Genomic DNA, 15,031 nt, shown 5'->3' on the forward strand with positions numbered 1-15,031 from the left:
GAGCCTGCCTTGGCGGCAACGGTACACTGGTCGGAGCCTCAGCCAATGTAGTTCTTTCAGGCATCAGTAAAAATGCAGGATATCCGATTACTTTCGGAAAATACTTTAAAATTGGTTTTCCTATGATGATACTGTCAGTATTTATATGCTCTGTTTTTCTGCTGATCCGGTTTTCATAATTATTTAACTACTGTTTTTATAGGAGGGGTTTTATATCTGCAGATCAAATAGCTGCAATCATTATTTTTGTTGTTACAATGGCTGCCATTATCACGAACAGGGTAAACAATACGCTGGCCGCTTTGGGATGATGCTTATGGTATCTGTCATCAAGACGTCCGCTATTATTGAATACATAGCGATCAAATCTGACAAGCTCGCCAAAGTCCGTGGCCCATCATGGTTGTTTTTATCATCATCACAGTAGTACTGTCCGGCCTGCTTGACAATGTCACTACAATTCTCCTTGTAGGACCTATGACTCTGGCTATTACAAATATATTGTAAGTTGATCCGGTGCCTTACATGCTCACACAAATCATGGCATCCAATGCCGGAGGTACAGCTACTTTGATCGGTTACCCGCCCAATATTATGATCGGTACGGCCACAAATCTAAACTTTATGGATTTTATCCGGAATACCGGGGCAGCGGTTGTTCTTAGCATGATCGTTTCAATTATCTGTTACCGGTTTATTTATAAAAAAAGCCTCACTGTGGATGAAAAGAATGTACAGAAAGTGATGCAGCCGGATGAACACAAATCCATCAAAGATAAACGCCTGATGAATTTAAACGGCGGAAATATGATCTTTACCATGCAGGCCAGTGGGGTCCATGCTGAACCTCTCTGGTGGATGGGCGCCTGTCTCGGAGGAAACAGCACTCTGATCGGTGCCTCTGCAAATGTGGTGCTGGCAGGCATCAGCAAAAATGCAGGCTATCCCATCTCCTTCGGGAAATATTTTATAGTGGGATTTCCAATTATGCTGATCTCCATTGCAGTTTGTTCCGTCTTTTTACTGATCAAATTCACATATTTTTTTAAATTAATTCCGCCGCGCTAAGAAATGCGCTTCACAGTATGTACTTTTTAAGGAGGATTTTTTATGAATGAAAACACAGTAACCAGCGATTTTATTAACATTAATCTGCGTCAGCTGGGCGCCACGTCAATCAAAGAATATAACAGCATAATGCACATAGCAGAATTTGACTTGGGAGACGGTCTGATCGTGTCCTATGTCTTTAATATCACCCGCCACAACAAATACTTTCTGCAGCGTGTTCAGCCCTATGCGATGATCCACGGAAAATTTGCCAGCGATCGTGAGATCCTCGAATTTATCCAGAGTGACTTAAAGCGTTTTGTGAACGCAAAGAACAGCAAGAACTTTGATACCTTCCTGATCATTTCGCATTTGGGACATCATGTCACAGAAAACATAGAAAAACTGTTTTTAAATTACAATGTAGACCCCGATAAACTTGAGGGAATACAGGAAAAAATGGAAGAGTCTTTGACAGATATTATTAACCTGTATCAGGCTTCGAAAAAAATCGACCTGAAAGAAGACGATTAAAAAGGAGGCTCCCTGTATTGTTAAGATACAGGAGAGCCCCTTCTTTTTTATTTGAGTCTTACTTTCAGCCTGACCGGCTGATGGTCCGTATAATGAAAATCATGATCCAAGACTTTCACCTGCTCCACCTGCACATTCGGCGAGACGATAAAGCCATCAATCACATAGACCTGTGAATCTTTCTCATAGGCTTTGTTCAGGAGACGGCATGTAGGGTATGAATCATCTACTGCAAATTTAAAGCCCTCCGGAAGAATCTCATTTCCGATAGCTCCGGGAGACCAGTCTTCTTTATTGCGGATCGGATACTTGGTGATCCCCTCAAAAGTCTGGTTAAAATCTCCTCCTGCGATCACATAGTTCCCTTTCTTATATTCTTCTTCCAATACGTTCAGAAGCATTTTGCTCTGGGCTTCTTTTCCTTCTCCGGAATCATAGGCTTCCAGATGCAGATTGATCAGCACAAGCTCCGCCCCTGATCCTTTGACCGGCAGCCTGGTCTTTAAAAGGCACCGTTTCAGATTGCATGTTTTAAGAGGCCATGAAAAAGATTCCGGCAAAGCAATCCTTTCGGCTTTGTTGACCCTGGTGTCCGTCAGCGTCAGAAGACCACTCTCCACATGTCCGATGGTTGGCCATGGATACGGAGCGTAAGCCACTTTAAAGTTATAGGCAAACATTCCGCCCAGTCCCAGCATAGCCTCATAATACTTTTTCTGGTCAGTGGAATAAGAGCGTTTGGAATCCAGATCCACTTCCTGCAGAAAATAAGCGTCCGCTTTGTGTTCCTTCAGCATGCCCACGATCCCTGCAAGATTTTCCTCCACCTGAATCTTGCTGTCCGGTCTCACTTTTGTACCTCCGTCCATAAAGAAGTCTTCGTCCTTTCCGAGGCCGGCGTATCCGGTATTCAGGCTGACCACGGTAAATGGATCTTCTCTGGAAATCTCTCTGGTTCCCTCTGATTTCTTTATACTTTCTGTCTTTTGGGGCCGGTATTCCATGACCGTGACAAAGATCAGCAATCCTGTAAACACAAAAACGACTGCAGTGATCACCACTGCCATGATTTTAGCTGCTTTTTTCAGCATCTTCATAAGCCTCAGTCCTTTCTATTATTCCAGGTACAGTCCAACCGGGCAGTGGTCAGAACCATAAATATCTGTATGAATGACTGCCTCTGCCAGGCGTTCTTCAAGGTCCCCGGAAACACAGAAGTAATCAATGCGCCATCCCGCATTCTTCTCCCTTGCTCTGAACCGATATGACCACCAGCTGTATGCCTCGGTCACATCCGGGTAAAAATAGCGGAATGTATCAATAAATCCGGCTTCTAAGAGTTTGGTGAATTTTTCCCTCTCTTCATCTGTAAATCCCGCATTTCTCCTGTTTGTCTTTGGATTTTTCAGATCAATCTCCGTGTGCGCCACATTCAGGTCGCCGCAGAGGATAACCGGCTTGTCCTCTTCAAGTTTGAGCAGATACTCTCTGAAATTTTCTTCCCAGTCCATCCGGTATGATAATCTGGCAAGCTCACTCTGGGAATTCGGGGTATAGCAGGTCACCAGGAAATAATCATCGAACTCCAAAGTGATCACTCGCCCCTCGTGGTCAAACCCGTCGACACCGATTCCATTTTTTACAGACAAAGGCCTGATCTTTGTAAATACTGCCGTCCCCGAATATCCTTTTTTTTCTGCGTAATTCCAATATTGGTAATAATCCGGAAGTTCCAGATCGATCTGGCCCTCCTGGAGCTTCGTCTCCTGGATGCAGAAGATATCTGCATCCAACTGCCCCATTACATCTAAAAATCCTTTCTTCACGCAGGCTCTCAGCCCGTTTACATTCCAAGATACCAACTGGATCATAGTCTTTCTCCTTCTGTTACAATATACTGGGATTTATGACACAAAAAAATCCTGTAACCTCAGTATAACACCTTGATTACAGGATTTTAACCTTTATTGTATATCTACAACAATCTTTTTGTCGCCTTTATCAACGGAAGCCTTGACCACAGTCCGGATCGCCTTTGCAATCCTTCCCTGCTTGCCAATGACTTTTCCCATATCACCTGGGGCAACATGTAATTCCAAGATTAAAGCATCTTCAGTCTCACGCTCGATTACTGTTACTTCGTCCGGTTGATCTACGAGGGCTTTTGCAATCACTTCTAACAAATGTTTCATGCGTTTTGCCTCCTAACTATTTTTCAATTCCAGCAACTTTAAGTAATCTTGCAACAGTATCTGTCGGCTGTGCACCCTGAGATAACCATTTCTTTGCAGCGTCTTCGTCGAATTTGATCACACTTGGATCCTGATTCGGATCGTAAGTACCGATTTCTTCGATGAATTTTCCGTCTCTCGGAGATCTGGAATCTGCTACAACCACTCTATAAAAAGGAGACTTTTTCTGTCCCATTCTTTTTAATCTCATCTTTACTGCCATCTGTTTCACCTCCATAAATTTTAATTGTTAAAAATATCTATAACAAAGCGTTAAAAAGGAAATTTAAATCTGCCTTTTTTTCCGCTCTTGCCACCAAACATACCAGACATCTGCTTCATCATCTTCTTCTGGTTCTGGAACTGTTTGCAAAGCTTGTTGACTTCTGAGATCGGCACCCCGGCACCGTCGGCAATCCTTTTCCTTCTGGAAGGATTGATGATCTCCGGCGTGGCCCGCTCTTCCTTCGTCATCGAATAAATGATCGATGCGGTCCGGTCCATCATACTGTCATCCAGGTCTGCACCCTTTAACTGATTCCCAAGTCCCGGGATCATGGACAGCATGTCGGCAAGTCCTCCCATCTTCTTTACCTGCTCCATCTGTTCTAAAAAGTCGTCAAAGGTAAAGGAAGCTTTTCTGAGCTTTTGCTGCATCTCCAGCGCCTTTTCCTCATCCACGGTAGCTTCAGCCTTCTCGATCAGAGTCAGCACATCTCCCATGCCAAGAATCCGGCTCGTCATGCGGTCGGGATAGAACTGCTGAAGATCATCCAGCTTCTCTCCCATACCAATATATAAAATCGGTTTCCCTGTGACAGAACGGATCGATAATGCCGCTCCTCCTCTGGTATCGCCGTCCATCTTTGTAAGGATGACACCGTCGACTCCGACTTTTTCATTGAAATCTTTTGCCACATTGACCGCATCCTGTCCGGTCATGGCATCTACTACGAGAATGGTCTGATGCACATCGACGGCCTGTTTGATGGCAATCAGTTCTGTCATCATGTCCTCATCGATATGTAAGCGGCCCGCTGTATCCAGAATGACAATGTTGTTGCCATTCTTCGCCGCGTGCTCAATGGATGCCTTTGCGATATCCACAGGGTTCATCTTATCTCCCATGGAAAATACCGGGACACCTTGTTTTTCTCCATTGACTTGAAGCTGTTTGATCGCTGCCGGACGGTAGACATCACAGGCCACCAGTAACGGACGTTTTCCCTTCTGCTTATACTTTCCGGCGATCTTAGCCGTGGTAGTCGTTTTACCCGCACCCTGGAGACCTGCCATCAGAATAACTGTGATTTCATTGCCGGGTTTCAACTGAATCTCTGTGGTCGTGGACCCCATCAGGGCCTCCATCTCTTCTTTTACTATCTTAATGACCATCTGTCCCGGATTCAGTCCGTTTAGTACGTCCTGCCCAACAGCACGGTCCTGAACAGCTTTAATAAATGTTTTAACAACTTTAAAGTTGACATCAGCCTCTAAAAGCGCCCGCTTGACTTCTTTCATCGCTGCCTTTACATCGTTCTCTGTCAGTCGTCCCTTGCTTCTCAAATTTTTAAATACGTTTTGAAGTTTCTCAGATAAACTTTCAAATGCCATAACATCCTCCTGAATCCGACGCAGACACCGGCGATCTGTTACAAATCTTCCAGAATCCCGTTGGATACCTGCTCTATCTTTCTGATCTCTGTTTTCATCTGCTGCTGATCCTCTGCATCTAAAATGCTCTTGGCCAGAAGATGAATCTCACTTACTTTTTCTTTCGTCCTCAAAAACTTTTCCACAAGGTGCAGCTTTCTCTCATATCCGGCGAGAATCTTATTGCAGCGCCTGATCATATCATAGGCAGCCTGTCTCGTAATTCCGTGTTCTCCCGCAATCTCGCTGGGAGACAAATCGTTCAGTACATGGTCTTCGTATATTTCCTTTTGATGTTCTGTCAGAAGCTCTCCATAAAAATCGTATAAGAGTGTCTGTTCTACAATCCGTTCCATGCTGCCTCTCCTGTAAAGTGTTTTTCCTTTACCGAGATATAGTGTATCGGATATCTTTCTGTTTGTCAAGTATTTTTCCTTGCACATTTTACTGTTCTGTGGAAATATCACTTGAAAAAGTTTCACTTTCCTGTAAAATAGAAAAAAGACGATCCCAAACGAATTTTAAATAAGAAAGGTTTATTTCTATGATACAAGCAATCAATGTGACACTGCGCCTTGGAAAACGCGCATTATTTGAAGATGTAAACATTAAATTTACAGAGGGCAACTGTTATGGCCTGATCGGAGCCAACGGAGCGGGCAAATCAACTTTTTTAAAAATCCTGTCCGGTGAACTGGAGCCGTCTCAGGGTGAAGTAGCCATCACAGACGGCCAGAGGCTGTCCGTATTAAAACAGGATCACTACCAGTATGATGAATACACGGTGCTGGATGCTGTGATGCTGGGGAATACGCGGCTTTATGAGATTATGAAAGAAAAAGATGCGATCTATGCCAAAGAGGATTTTACAGAGGAAGACGGCATCAAGGCCAGCGAACTGGAAGCTGAATTTGCCGATATGAACGGCTGGGAAGCCGAATCCGATGCTGCAACGCTCCTGAACGGACTCGGTATTGACAATGATCTCCACTATGCAAAGATGTCTGAGTTAAACGGTTCTCAGAAGGTTAAAGTACTCTTGGCCCAGGCTTTGTTCGGCAATCCGGACATCCTGCTGCTGGATGAGCCCACCAACCATTTGGATCTGGAAGCCATCCGCTGGCTGGAAGATTTCCTCATCGACTTTGACAACACCGTTATCGTTGTATCCCATGACCGCTACTTTTTAAATAAGGTATGTACCCATATCGCTGATATCGACTATGCAAAGATCCAGCTCTACACTGGAAACTATGATTTTTGGTATGAGTCCAGCCAGCTGATCTCCAAACAGATGAAAGATGCCAACAAGAAAAAAGAAGAAAAGATCAAAGAACTGCAGGATTTCATTGCAAGATTCAGTGCTAACGCTTCCAAATCCAAGCAGGCCACATCCAGAAAGAAAGCACTGGATAAGATCCAGCTGGACGAGATCAAGCCATCCAGCAGAAAATACCCTTATATCAATTTCAAACCAATCCGCGATATCGGAAACGATGCCCTCTCTGTAGAAGGACTTTCCAAGACAATCGATGGTGTGAAAGTCCTTGATAATGTCTCTTTCACTATGAATCCAGAGGATAAGATCGCTTTTGTAGGCCCGAATACACTGGCTACCACAACCTTCTTCCGTATTATTGCCGGGGAACTGGAGCCAGATAAGGGGACATATAAATGGGGTGTCACGACTTCCCAGTCCTATTTTCCTAAGGACAACACAAAGGATTTCAGTGAAGATATGTCCATCGCAGAGTGGCTCAGCCAGTACTCTGAGGACAAGGATGTCACCTTTGTCCGCGGTTTCCTCGGGCGTATGCTTTTCTCGGGTGAAGAAGCCTTAAAGAAAGTTTCTGTTTTATCCGGAGGAGAAAAGGTCCGCTGTATGCTGTCTAAACTCATGATCAGCGGAGCCAACATCCTCATTTTAGATGAGCCGACCAACCACCTGGATATGGAATCCATTACTGCCCTGAATGAAGGGCTCCACAAGTTTACCGGAGGGCTGTTGTTCAGTTCACAGGATCATCAGTTTGTACAGACCACGGCCAACCGTATCATTGAGTTCACGGACAGCGGCATGATCGACTTCCTCGGAACCTATGATGAATATCTGGAAAATGATGAGTCTGCAAGAAAACGCCAGGTCGCAAACTACGACGAAGAAAACTAAATAAATTCAGAAAGAGCAGGCATCCTTTATTGGTGCCTGCTCTTTTTCAGCGTTTCTGCTTCATCTCGGCCATGTCTCCGAAGATAGGTGTCGCTTTTCCGAATCCGCCGGATATATCCATGATCTGCCCGGTAGTGTAGGCAGACTCATCACCGGCAAAATACACAACTGCCGCAGCGATCTCCTCCGGTTTTCCCATTCTCCGGATCGGCGTGTGTTTTAAGAAGAATTCTCTGAACTCATCGCTCAGATGATCCTGCACTGCATCAGTCGCCGTCATGCCGGGCAGAACAGCATTGCAACGAATATTGTGCCTTGCCTCCTGGACCGCAATCAATTTGGTGAGATAATTGATCGCCGCTTTGCTGGTTCCATAGGCAACCTGAGAGATATCCGGTACCAATCCGCCTACGGAAGAAATATTGATGATACTGCCTCTCCCCTGTGCTTCCATGTGTTTTATGGCTGCCTGGGAAGCCGCAAACACACTGGTCAGATTCGTATTGACGATCTGAAGGAAGTCTATGCAGTCCGTATGGCCGATATCCATGTCTTTCTTCGGATCTGAAGTGCCGAAATTGTTTACAAGCACATCGATACGCCCTTCCTTATTGACCACTTCCTCAATCATACTGTCGTAAGTCTCCGGTTCATAGGCATCATTATACACATACCTTACTCGAAAGCCCTTCTGATTCAGCTCATCCGCTCTCTGCCCCGCTCGTTCCAGGTTTCTGGCCCCCATATATACAATGGCACCTTCTTCGGCACACGCTTTCGTTATCGCCAGACCAATCCCCCTCGTTGAAGCTGTAATCAAGATTACTTTATCTTTTAATCTCATACCTCTGATCTCCTTTCTTATTTATTAATTATTTCCTTCTTCCACAAAAAAATGCCGCAGGATAACTTTTCATAAAAGCTAGCCTGCGGTATAAATTCTTCTGCTTATGCGTACTGTACTTTCAGAGCAACATTCTCGTAGCTGATCTTAATAATATTTAATATGCTCATCACTACTGTGGTGCACACATCCACAATGTACTTGATATCATCTGCCACGCTGTGTTCACCGCGCATATATTCTGCATGGATGTTCTGAATGAATTCAGACAAACCTTTTGTAGAACTCAACGGAACAATCTTGTCTTTGCGCTCCATAGCTTCTTCTGTGGAGAGATACTCTTTGAGTCCGTGTTTTAAATCCCTCTCATAAATACAGTGGTCCTTTACATTGCCCTCGTAGGTGCTGTTGTGGGGATACGTAAAGTAATCAGCAATATAATGAATAATCACTCCCAACTTTGCGCAGCGGCGCATGTTCATCCCCTTCAGTGTATCATAGTCTGATACAAAGTCATCAAGTTGATTCTCTATTTTATCATATGTTATGTCAAAAGTATGCGGTGTTGTCAAAAAGGATGGTCTGCAGTCCGGCCAGATACTCCCGACATAAAACGGTAACTTATAGTCAAAAACTTCTTCCAGTCTCAGTGAATCCATAATTTGTCCAGCCAATGAAATATGTGATTTTTTTCTCATTCGATCTCCTTAAAGAACTTGACATGTAACTCTGATTCTAATCTTATTATATCCAGTTTTCTAGAAAAATCAACTGAATTACTCTTTATATTCCTTAAGAATTTCTAAAATGTCATGAATTGAAAATCCTCTTCTGGCAAAGAAAGCCAGATTCTTCTGGAAATTTTCCTCTGTTACCGGTCCTTTCTGCCGAATCCTTTTTTTAATCTGTGTTCTCAGAACATCTGACTCTGAGGCAGCAGACTCTTCCCAGATCTGTTCAAACAATTCCGGCCTTATGCCCTTCTTGGACAATTCCTGTCTGAGCTTCAGACGGCTCTTTGAAGATCCCCGGTACTCGATATAATTTCTCACATAGGCTTCGTCGTCTATATAGCGGTATCCTTCCACATAGGAGATCGCTCCTTCTATACAGGAATCAGGCAGTTCCAGACGCCTAAGTCGCATCCTGATCTCCTCCTTTGTCCGGTCAGAGACCTTTAAAAGATTTATCGCCTTTAATTTGGCCCGGCTTAGGAGCATGCTGTCCAGTTCATTCTTCTGTACATCGGACAGTTCCATGTCTTCTTTCAGACCAAGTCGCCTGACTTCCCCTGCATACAAAAGACAATATCGTTCATCCTCCAGATAGAGTCTGATCTGCTTTTTCCCTACCGGCTCCAGCATCGTCACTCTCATATCTGATGCTTACTGATGATTTGTCTCCGACTTTTCTTCTGCCGGTGCGTCGTCCTCTGTTCCCGCTTCCAGTCCGTATTCCCTGCGGACTGCCGCCTCCACTTCCTGGGCTACTTCCGGATGTTCTTTTAAGTATGTCTTGGCATTCTCTCTTCCCTGTCCGATCTTTTCTCCCTGATATGCATACCATGCACCGCTCTTTTTGATCACATCTACGCCGGCCGCCAGATCCAGGATATCTCCTTCTTTAGAGATTCCTTCACCGAACATGATATCGAACTCCGCCTGCTTAAACGGCGGTGCAACTTTATTCTTTACGACTTTGATACGGGTGCGGTTTCCGACCATGTCCCCGGCCTGCTTCAGTGTCTCGATACGCCGCACGTCCATACGGATAGAAGAATAAAACTTCAGAGCACGCCCTCCGGTAGTTGTCTCAGGATTCCCGAACATGACTCCTACTTTTTCTCTCAGCTGGTTGATGAAAATAACGGTACAGTTGGACTTGCTGATGATAGCCGTCAGTTTTCTCAAAGCCTGTGACATGAGCCTTGCCTGGAGACCCACATGGGAATCTCCCATATCTCCGTCGATCTCTGCCTTTGGCACCAGTGCTGCGACAGAATCGACGATAATGATATCCACGGCACCGGAACGAACCATGGTCTCGGCGATCTCAAGTCCCTGCTCCCCGGTATCCGGCTGAGAAATATAGAGGTTGTCCACATCCACTCCAATGTTCTGAGCATAGACCGGGTCCAGAGCATGCTCTGCATCTATAAACCCGGCAATGCCTCCTCTCTTCTGTACTTCTGCAACCATATGTAATGCGACCGTTGTCTTACCGCTTGACTCCGGACCATAAATCTCGATCACCCTTCCCTTCGGAATTCCTCCGACTCCGAGAGCGATATCCAGGCTCAGAGATCCTGTCGGTGTAGTCTCGATGCTCATATCCGCCTGGTATTCTCCAAGTTTCATCACGGCTCCTTTGCCGTAATCTTTCTCTATCTTCGTGAGAGCTGCATCCAATGCTTTTAACTTCTCTGTCTGTTGCATCTGTATTCTCCTTTTATCTTATTATGAACTGTTTTTGATTATATCATAGCACAAAGAGAAAAACAAGTGTTCGTCGAATATTTGTTCGTACTTGTTTTTCTCCTTTATTTTAACATATTTTTATATATTTTACAATCACTCTGACAGTGCTTTCCGGATCATTGTCAGTGCCCGGCACACAGAAACTTCTCTGATCTTGGCGCGGTTTCCTCTCAGATCATACTTCTTCACAACTGTGTTGCCGCGTCTGCTGACTCCGATATAGACCAGCCCCGGTTTTTTCGTTTCTGTCTCTCCCCCGGGACCTGCAAGTCCGGTGATCCCCACACCAATATCTGCGCCTGAAGTCTTTAAAACACCTTCTGCCATCTCTCTTGCCGTTTCCTCTGAGACAGCGCCGCAGGCCTTCAAAGTTTCTTCTTTTACACCAAGGTACTTCATTTTAGCCTCATTGGAGTAGGTGATAAAGCTCTCATCCAATACATTTGACGCCCCCGGAACATTGATCAGCCTTCCGGCAAGCAGGCCGCCGGTACAGGACTCGGCACAGGCGATCTTATCACCCTTGCGCTCAAGCATCTTTACGACCACTTCCTCCAGTGTTTCGTCTTCCTCAATGGTATAAATTTTGTTTCCAAATCTTGATTTCAGTTCTTCCACCATAGGCATGACAAGCTCTTTTGCCTCATCCTCAGAGTCAGCCTTGGCCGTCACCCTTAAATGCACTTCCCCTAACTTTGCATACGGTGCCACCGTTGGATTGCTCTGTTCATCAATCAGGTCCATGATCTGGGTTTCCACATAACTTTCTCCCAGACAGTCGATCTTGACAACCTTGGAATATAAAATACCAGGCTGAAGTTCAGAAAGAATCGGTTCTACCTGCTCATGAAACATCGGGATCAGCTCGCTTGGAGGTCCCGGAAGCAGGATGATCTTCTTATCTTCTGGTCCGTTGATCACCATACCGGGCGCAGTACCGTTTTTGTTGTATAAAACAGTACAGTCTTCCGGCACCATGGCCTGTTTTAAATTGTTTTCCGTCATCGGACGTTTGATGCTCGTAAAGTAGGAAGTGAGGCGTTCCTTCGCCTCTGCGTCTTCCACAAGCTCCTGACCGCAGGCTTTTGCCGCGATCTCTTTTGTCAGGTCATCCTTCGTAGGCCCGAGTCCGCCTGACAAGATCAGGATATCCGACCGTTTCATTCCTGTCTGAATCACTTCTTCCACCCGCTTTGGATTGTCACCCACAGTGGTCTCAAAAAAAACGCTTGTCCCAAGGGCGGCTAAGCGTTCTGACAGATAGGCAGCATTGGTGTTGACAATGTTGCCTAATAATATTTCTGTTCCCACACAAATAATTTCTGCTGTCATAATTGTCTCCTTCTATTTCAAGACATTCTTGTTTTTTAATAAATAATCCAATAATGATATAATGGTCAACACAAGCGAAATGTATACTAAAATATTTTCAATAAGCACCGCTGTGCCTGTTCCCAGGTCGATGATCAGCATAATGATCATAAACATCTGAAAATTGGTCTTGAACTTACCCCAATAGCTGGCTGCGATCACCACACCGTTGTCTGATGCGATCAGCCGGAAACCGCTGATAATAAATTCTCTGGCGATAATAATGATCGCGATCCATGATGCCAGGCGGTTCATGCCCACGAGAGCGATCATGGCAGAGCAGACTAGAAGCTTATCTGCCAAAGGGTCCATAAATTTTCCAAAATTAGTCACAAGATTGTACTTCCTCGCGATATGTCCGTCCAGAAAGTCAGTGAGGCTTGCAATGATAAAAATGGCCACGGCAATCCACTTGCTGATCTCACCAAACGGTTCCGACAGCAGTACAAAAATAAAAATCGGTATCATCAATACTCTCAATATCGTTAGTTTATTGGGTAAATTCATAGTCCATCTCTCCTATCAAATCGTACTCATTTCCTTTGGTAATTTTCACATAAACATAGTCTCCGGTCAGCAGTTCTTCCGGTGAAGTCACAAAGACACATCCGTCCACTTTTGGTGCATCCATATAGCTGCGGCCCACATACACATCGTCCTCAAACAGATATCCTTCGATCAGTACCCTGATAGTTTTTCCAACCATCCCTTGAGTATGTTCGCAGGAAATCTGCTGCTGAAGGGCCATCAGTTCATCCCTTCTGGCTTCCTTCACCTCTTCTTCTATCTGCCCTTCAAATTCTGCTGCCTTTGTATCCTCCTCCGGAGAATAAGTAAAGACTCCCAGGCGCTCAAAGCGCTGCTGCCTCACAAACCCCTTCAGTTCTTCGTGCTGTTCTTCTGTCTCGCCCGGAAAACCGGTGATAAGCGTTGTACGAATCGCAATGTCCGGTATTTCATTCCTAAGCTTCTCGATGATCGTTTCGATGTCCTTCTTAGATGTCCTGCGGCCCATCCGCTTTAAAATCCCGTCACTGCAGTGCTGAATCGGCATATCGATATAGTTTGCAATCTTTTCTTCTTCCTTTATCGTCCGGATCAGCTCATCGGTGATCTCCTCGGGATAACAGTACAGCAGGCGTATCCATTTTATTCCCTCGATCTTACAAAGTTCTCTCAGCAGAACGGGAAGCTCCTTTTTACCGGTAAGATCGTTTCCGTACAGCGTCGTCTCCTGAGCTACCAGGACCAGCTCTGTCACACCGGATGCTGCCAGCTCCCGAGCGCTCTTTAACAGTTCCTTCATCGGAACACTCCGAAACCTCCCCCGGATCTTCGGAATGATACAGTAGCTGCACCTCTTGTCACATCCCTCGGCAATCTTTAAATAAGCCATATGACTTCCGGTCGTGACCAGACGCCGGTGTCCGGAATTATCCGGAAGATAATTGATGCTCTCATAATGTACATAGCCATTGCCCGCAAGAGCCTCATCCACTGCCTCGACAATAGAATCGTAACTGGTAGTCCCGAGCACCGCATCGATTTCCGGAATCTCCTCCAGGATTTCGTCTTTATAGCGCTCAGACAGACATCCTGTGACCACGAGTGCTTTCAGATTCCGTTCTTTATAAGCTGCCATCTCAAGGATCGTATTAATGCTCTCTTCTTTGGCGTCATGAATGAAACAGCATGTGTTGATGACGATCACATCCGCCTCTTCCTCGTCGTTCGTTAAAGTGTGTCCTCTCTCTGTGAGCAGTCCCAGCATCACCTCACTGTCTACAAGATTTTTATCACATCCAAGAGAAATAAAAAGTATTTTCATTTGTTATTCTCCAAACAATTTTTTTGACTGTACGCAGTTTTTCATCAGCATAGCGATCGTCATCGGTCCCACGCCTCCCGGCACCGGAGTGATCGCAGATGTCTTTTCCTTCACTGCGTCAAAATCCACGTCCCCGCACAGCTTGTTATTTTCATTTCTGTGGATACCCACATCGATGATGACAGCCCCTTCTTTGACATAGGATGCATCAATGAATTTAGGCCTTCCGACAGCTACTACCAGGATATCCGCGCGGCTGCATACTTCCCGCAGATTCCTCGTCCTGGAATGGCAGACGGTCACTGTGCCGTTTTCTCTGAGCAGAAGCATAGACATAGGTTTTCCCACAATATTGCTCCTGCCCACGACGACACATTCTTTTCCGCCGATCTCCACACCAGAGCGTTTTAAAAGTTCAATGATCCCGGCCGGAGTGCACGGAAGGAATCCGTCATTGCCGATCACCATGTTTCCCACGCTGACCGGATGGAATCCGTCTACATCCTTCTTCGGATCAATGGCATGGATCACCGCATCTTCATCCATATGCGGCGGCAGAGGGAGCTGGACTAAAATTCCGTTGATCTTTGGATCTTTGTTGCACTTTTCCACCAGATCAAGCAATTCCTGCTGGGTGGAATCTTCCGGTATCTCGTAGGATACAGAAGTAATCCCAATATATTCGCATGCTTTTTTCTTATTCCTCACATAGACAGAGGATGCAGGATCTTCTCCTACCTGGATCACCGCCAGGGCAATCTCTTTTCCCTCTGCTTTCATGGCAGCCACTTCCTGCTTTAATTCGTCTTTGATCTCCGCTGAGATCTTTTTTCCATCTATTATCTGTGTCATGTATGTTCTCCCTCTCGTCAT

At 45.3% G+C, this 15,031-nt stretch carries 17 protein-coding genes and 1 pseudogene (1 of these 18 running past the window's edge); 4 read left to right on the top strand and 14 right to left on the bottom strand.

Annotated features, from left to right (window positions below):
- The 3 genes and pseudogenes from QGT46_RS07025 to QGT46_RS07035 form a co-directional block, all read left to right on the top strand.
- Positions 1 to 179, top strand: the 3' portion of a protein-coding gene (locus tag QGT46_RS07025; RefSeq protein ID WP_148459925.1) for an ArsB/NhaD family transporter. Its footprint begins 1,090 nt before the window's first position; the window shows 179 of its 1,269 coding nt (coding positions 1,091–1,269); its start codon lies off the left edge, out of view; its stop codon occupies positions 177 to 179.
- Between the two features lie 220 nt (positions 180 to 399).
- Positions 400 to 1,068 (top strand): annotated as a pseudogene (locus QGT46_RS07030) (SLC13 family permease).
- A gap of 42 nt (positions 1,069 to 1,110) precedes the next feature.
- Complete coding sequence (locus tag QGT46_RS07035) at positions 1,111 to 1,584, top strand: hypothetical protein (RefSeq protein ID WP_024727958.1); 474 nt, start codon at positions 1,111 to 1,113, stop codon at positions 1,582 to 1,584.
- Between the two features lie 47 nt (positions 1,585 to 1,631).
- On the opposite strand, the gene QGT46_RS07040 is transcribed toward QGT46_RS07035, so the two are convergent.
- The 6 genes from QGT46_RS07040 to ylxM all read right to left on the bottom strand — a co-directional run bounded on the left by QGT46_RS07040 (position 1,632) and on the right by ylxM (position 5,824).
- Complete coding sequence (locus QGT46_RS07040) at positions 1,632 to 2,681, bottom strand: endonuclease/exonuclease/phosphatase family protein (RefSeq protein ID WP_148459926.1); 1,050 nt, start codon at positions 2,679 to 2,681, stop codon at positions 1,632 to 1,634.
- Between the two features lie 18 nt (positions 2,682 to 2,699).
- Positions 2,700 to 3,455, bottom strand: a complete 756-nt coding sequence (locus QGT46_RS07045; protein ID WP_024727960.1) for an exodeoxyribonuclease III — start codon at positions 3,453 to 3,455, stop codon at positions 2,700 to 2,702.
- A gap of 93 nt (positions 3,456 to 3,548) precedes the next feature.
- On the bottom strand, positions 3,549 to 3,776 hold the full coding sequence (locus QGT46_RS07050; protein ID WP_006568928.1) for a KH domain-containing protein: 228 nt from the start codon (positions 3,774 to 3,776) through the stop codon (positions 3,549 to 3,551).
- 16 nt (positions 3,777 to 3,792) lie between these two features.
- Complete coding sequence (rpsP, locus tag QGT46_RS07055) at positions 3,793 to 4,038, bottom strand: 30S ribosomal protein S16 (protein ID WP_024727961.1); 246 nt, start codon at positions 4,036 to 4,038, stop codon at positions 3,793 to 3,795.
- A 50-nt stretch (positions 4,039 to 4,088) separates the two neighbouring features.
- Positions 4,089 to 5,429, bottom strand: coding sequence for a signal recognition particle protein (gene ffh, locus QGT46_RS07060; protein WP_024727962.1), 1,341 nt, complete (start codon positions 5,427 to 5,429; stop codon positions 4,089 to 4,091).
- A 38-nt stretch (positions 5,430 to 5,467) separates the two neighbouring features.
- Positions 5,468 to 5,824, bottom strand: a complete 357-nt coding sequence (gene ylxM / locus QGT46_RS07065; protein WP_301590124.1) for a YlxM family DNA-binding protein — start codon at positions 5,822 to 5,824, stop codon at positions 5,468 to 5,470.
- Between the two features lie 188 nt (positions 5,825 to 6,012).
- Here ylxM and QGT46_RS07070 point away from each other — a divergent pair, with 188 nt between their 5' ends.
- The gene (locus tag QGT46_RS07070; RefSeq protein ID WP_024727964.1) at positions 6,013 to 7,638 is read left to right on the top strand and encodes an ABC-F family ATP-binding cassette domain-containing protein; all 1,626 of its coding nucleotides are present in this window, start codon (positions 6,013 to 6,015) and stop codon (positions 7,636 to 7,638) included.
- Positions 7,639 to 7,684: 46 nt separating this feature from the next.
- Here the strand turns inward: QGT46_RS07070 and QGT46_RS07075 are convergent, their stop codons facing one another.
- The 8 genes from QGT46_RS07075 to folD all read right to left on the bottom strand — a co-directional run bounded on the left by QGT46_RS07075 (position 7,685) and on the right by folD (position 15,010).
- Positions 7,685 to 8,482 carry an SDR family NAD(P)-dependent oxidoreductase gene (locus QGT46_RS07075; protein WP_024727965.1) on the bottom strand — a complete coding sequence of 266 codons (798 nt, stop codon included), beginning with the start codon at positions 8,480 to 8,482 and terminating at the stop codon, positions 7,685 to 7,687.
- A 104-nt stretch (positions 8,483 to 8,586) separates the two neighbouring features.
- Entirely contained in the window at positions 8,587 to 9,180 is a 594-nt protein-coding gene (locus QGT46_RS07080) for a zinc dependent phospholipase C family protein (protein WP_148459928.1), read from the bottom strand.
- 78 nt (positions 9,181 to 9,258) lie between these two features.
- Positions 9,259 to 9,858 carry a regulatory protein RecX gene (locus QGT46_RS07085; protein WP_148459929.1) on the bottom strand — a complete coding sequence of 200 codons (600 nt, stop codon included), beginning with the start codon at positions 9,856 to 9,858 and terminating at the stop codon, positions 9,259 to 9,261.
- 9 nt (positions 9,859 to 9,867) lie between these two features.
- Positions 9,868 to 10,917, bottom strand: a complete 1,050-nt coding sequence (recA, locus tag QGT46_RS07090; protein WP_148459930.1) for a recombinase RecA — start codon at positions 10,915 to 10,917, stop codon at positions 9,868 to 9,870.
- A gap of 135 nt (positions 10,918 to 11,052) precedes the next feature.
- Positions 11,053 to 12,291: a competence/damage-inducible protein A gene (locus tag QGT46_RS07095; protein WP_148459931.1), complete on the bottom strand. Its 1,239-nt coding sequence runs from the start codon at positions 12,289 to 12,291 to the stop codon at positions 11,053 to 11,055.
- A gap of 12 nt (positions 12,292 to 12,303) precedes the next feature.
- Positions 12,304 to 12,837 (bottom strand): CDP-diacylglycerol--glycerol-3-phosphate 3-phosphatidyltransferase, encoded by a 534-nt coding sequence (gene pgsA, locus QGT46_RS07100; protein ID WP_148459932.1) that lies wholly within the window; start codon positions 12,835 to 12,837, stop codon positions 12,304 to 12,306.
- On the bottom strand, positions 12,821 to 14,158 hold the full coding sequence (gene rimO, locus QGT46_RS07105) for a 30S ribosomal protein S12 methylthiotransferase RimO (RefSeq protein WP_148459933.1): 1,338 nt from the start codon (positions 14,156 to 14,158) through the stop codon (positions 12,821 to 12,823). The genes pgsA and rimO overlap by 17 nt, the downstream gene beginning before the upstream one ends.
- Before the next feature lie 3 nt (positions 14,159 to 14,161).
- Complete coding sequence (gene folD, locus QGT46_RS07110; RefSeq protein ID WP_006568916.1) at positions 14,162 to 15,010, bottom strand: bifunctional methylenetetrahydrofolate dehydrogenase/methenyltetrahydrofolate cyclohydrolase FolD; 849 nt, start codon at positions 15,008 to 15,010, stop codon at positions 14,162 to 14,164.
- Positions 15,011 to 15,031: the final 21 nt, after the last annotated feature.

The organism is Anaerostipes faecis (genome assembly GCF_910574135.1).
GTDB classification, from domain to species: Bacteria; Bacillota; Clostridia; order Lachnospirales; family Lachnospiraceae; genus Anaerostipes; species Anaerostipes hominis.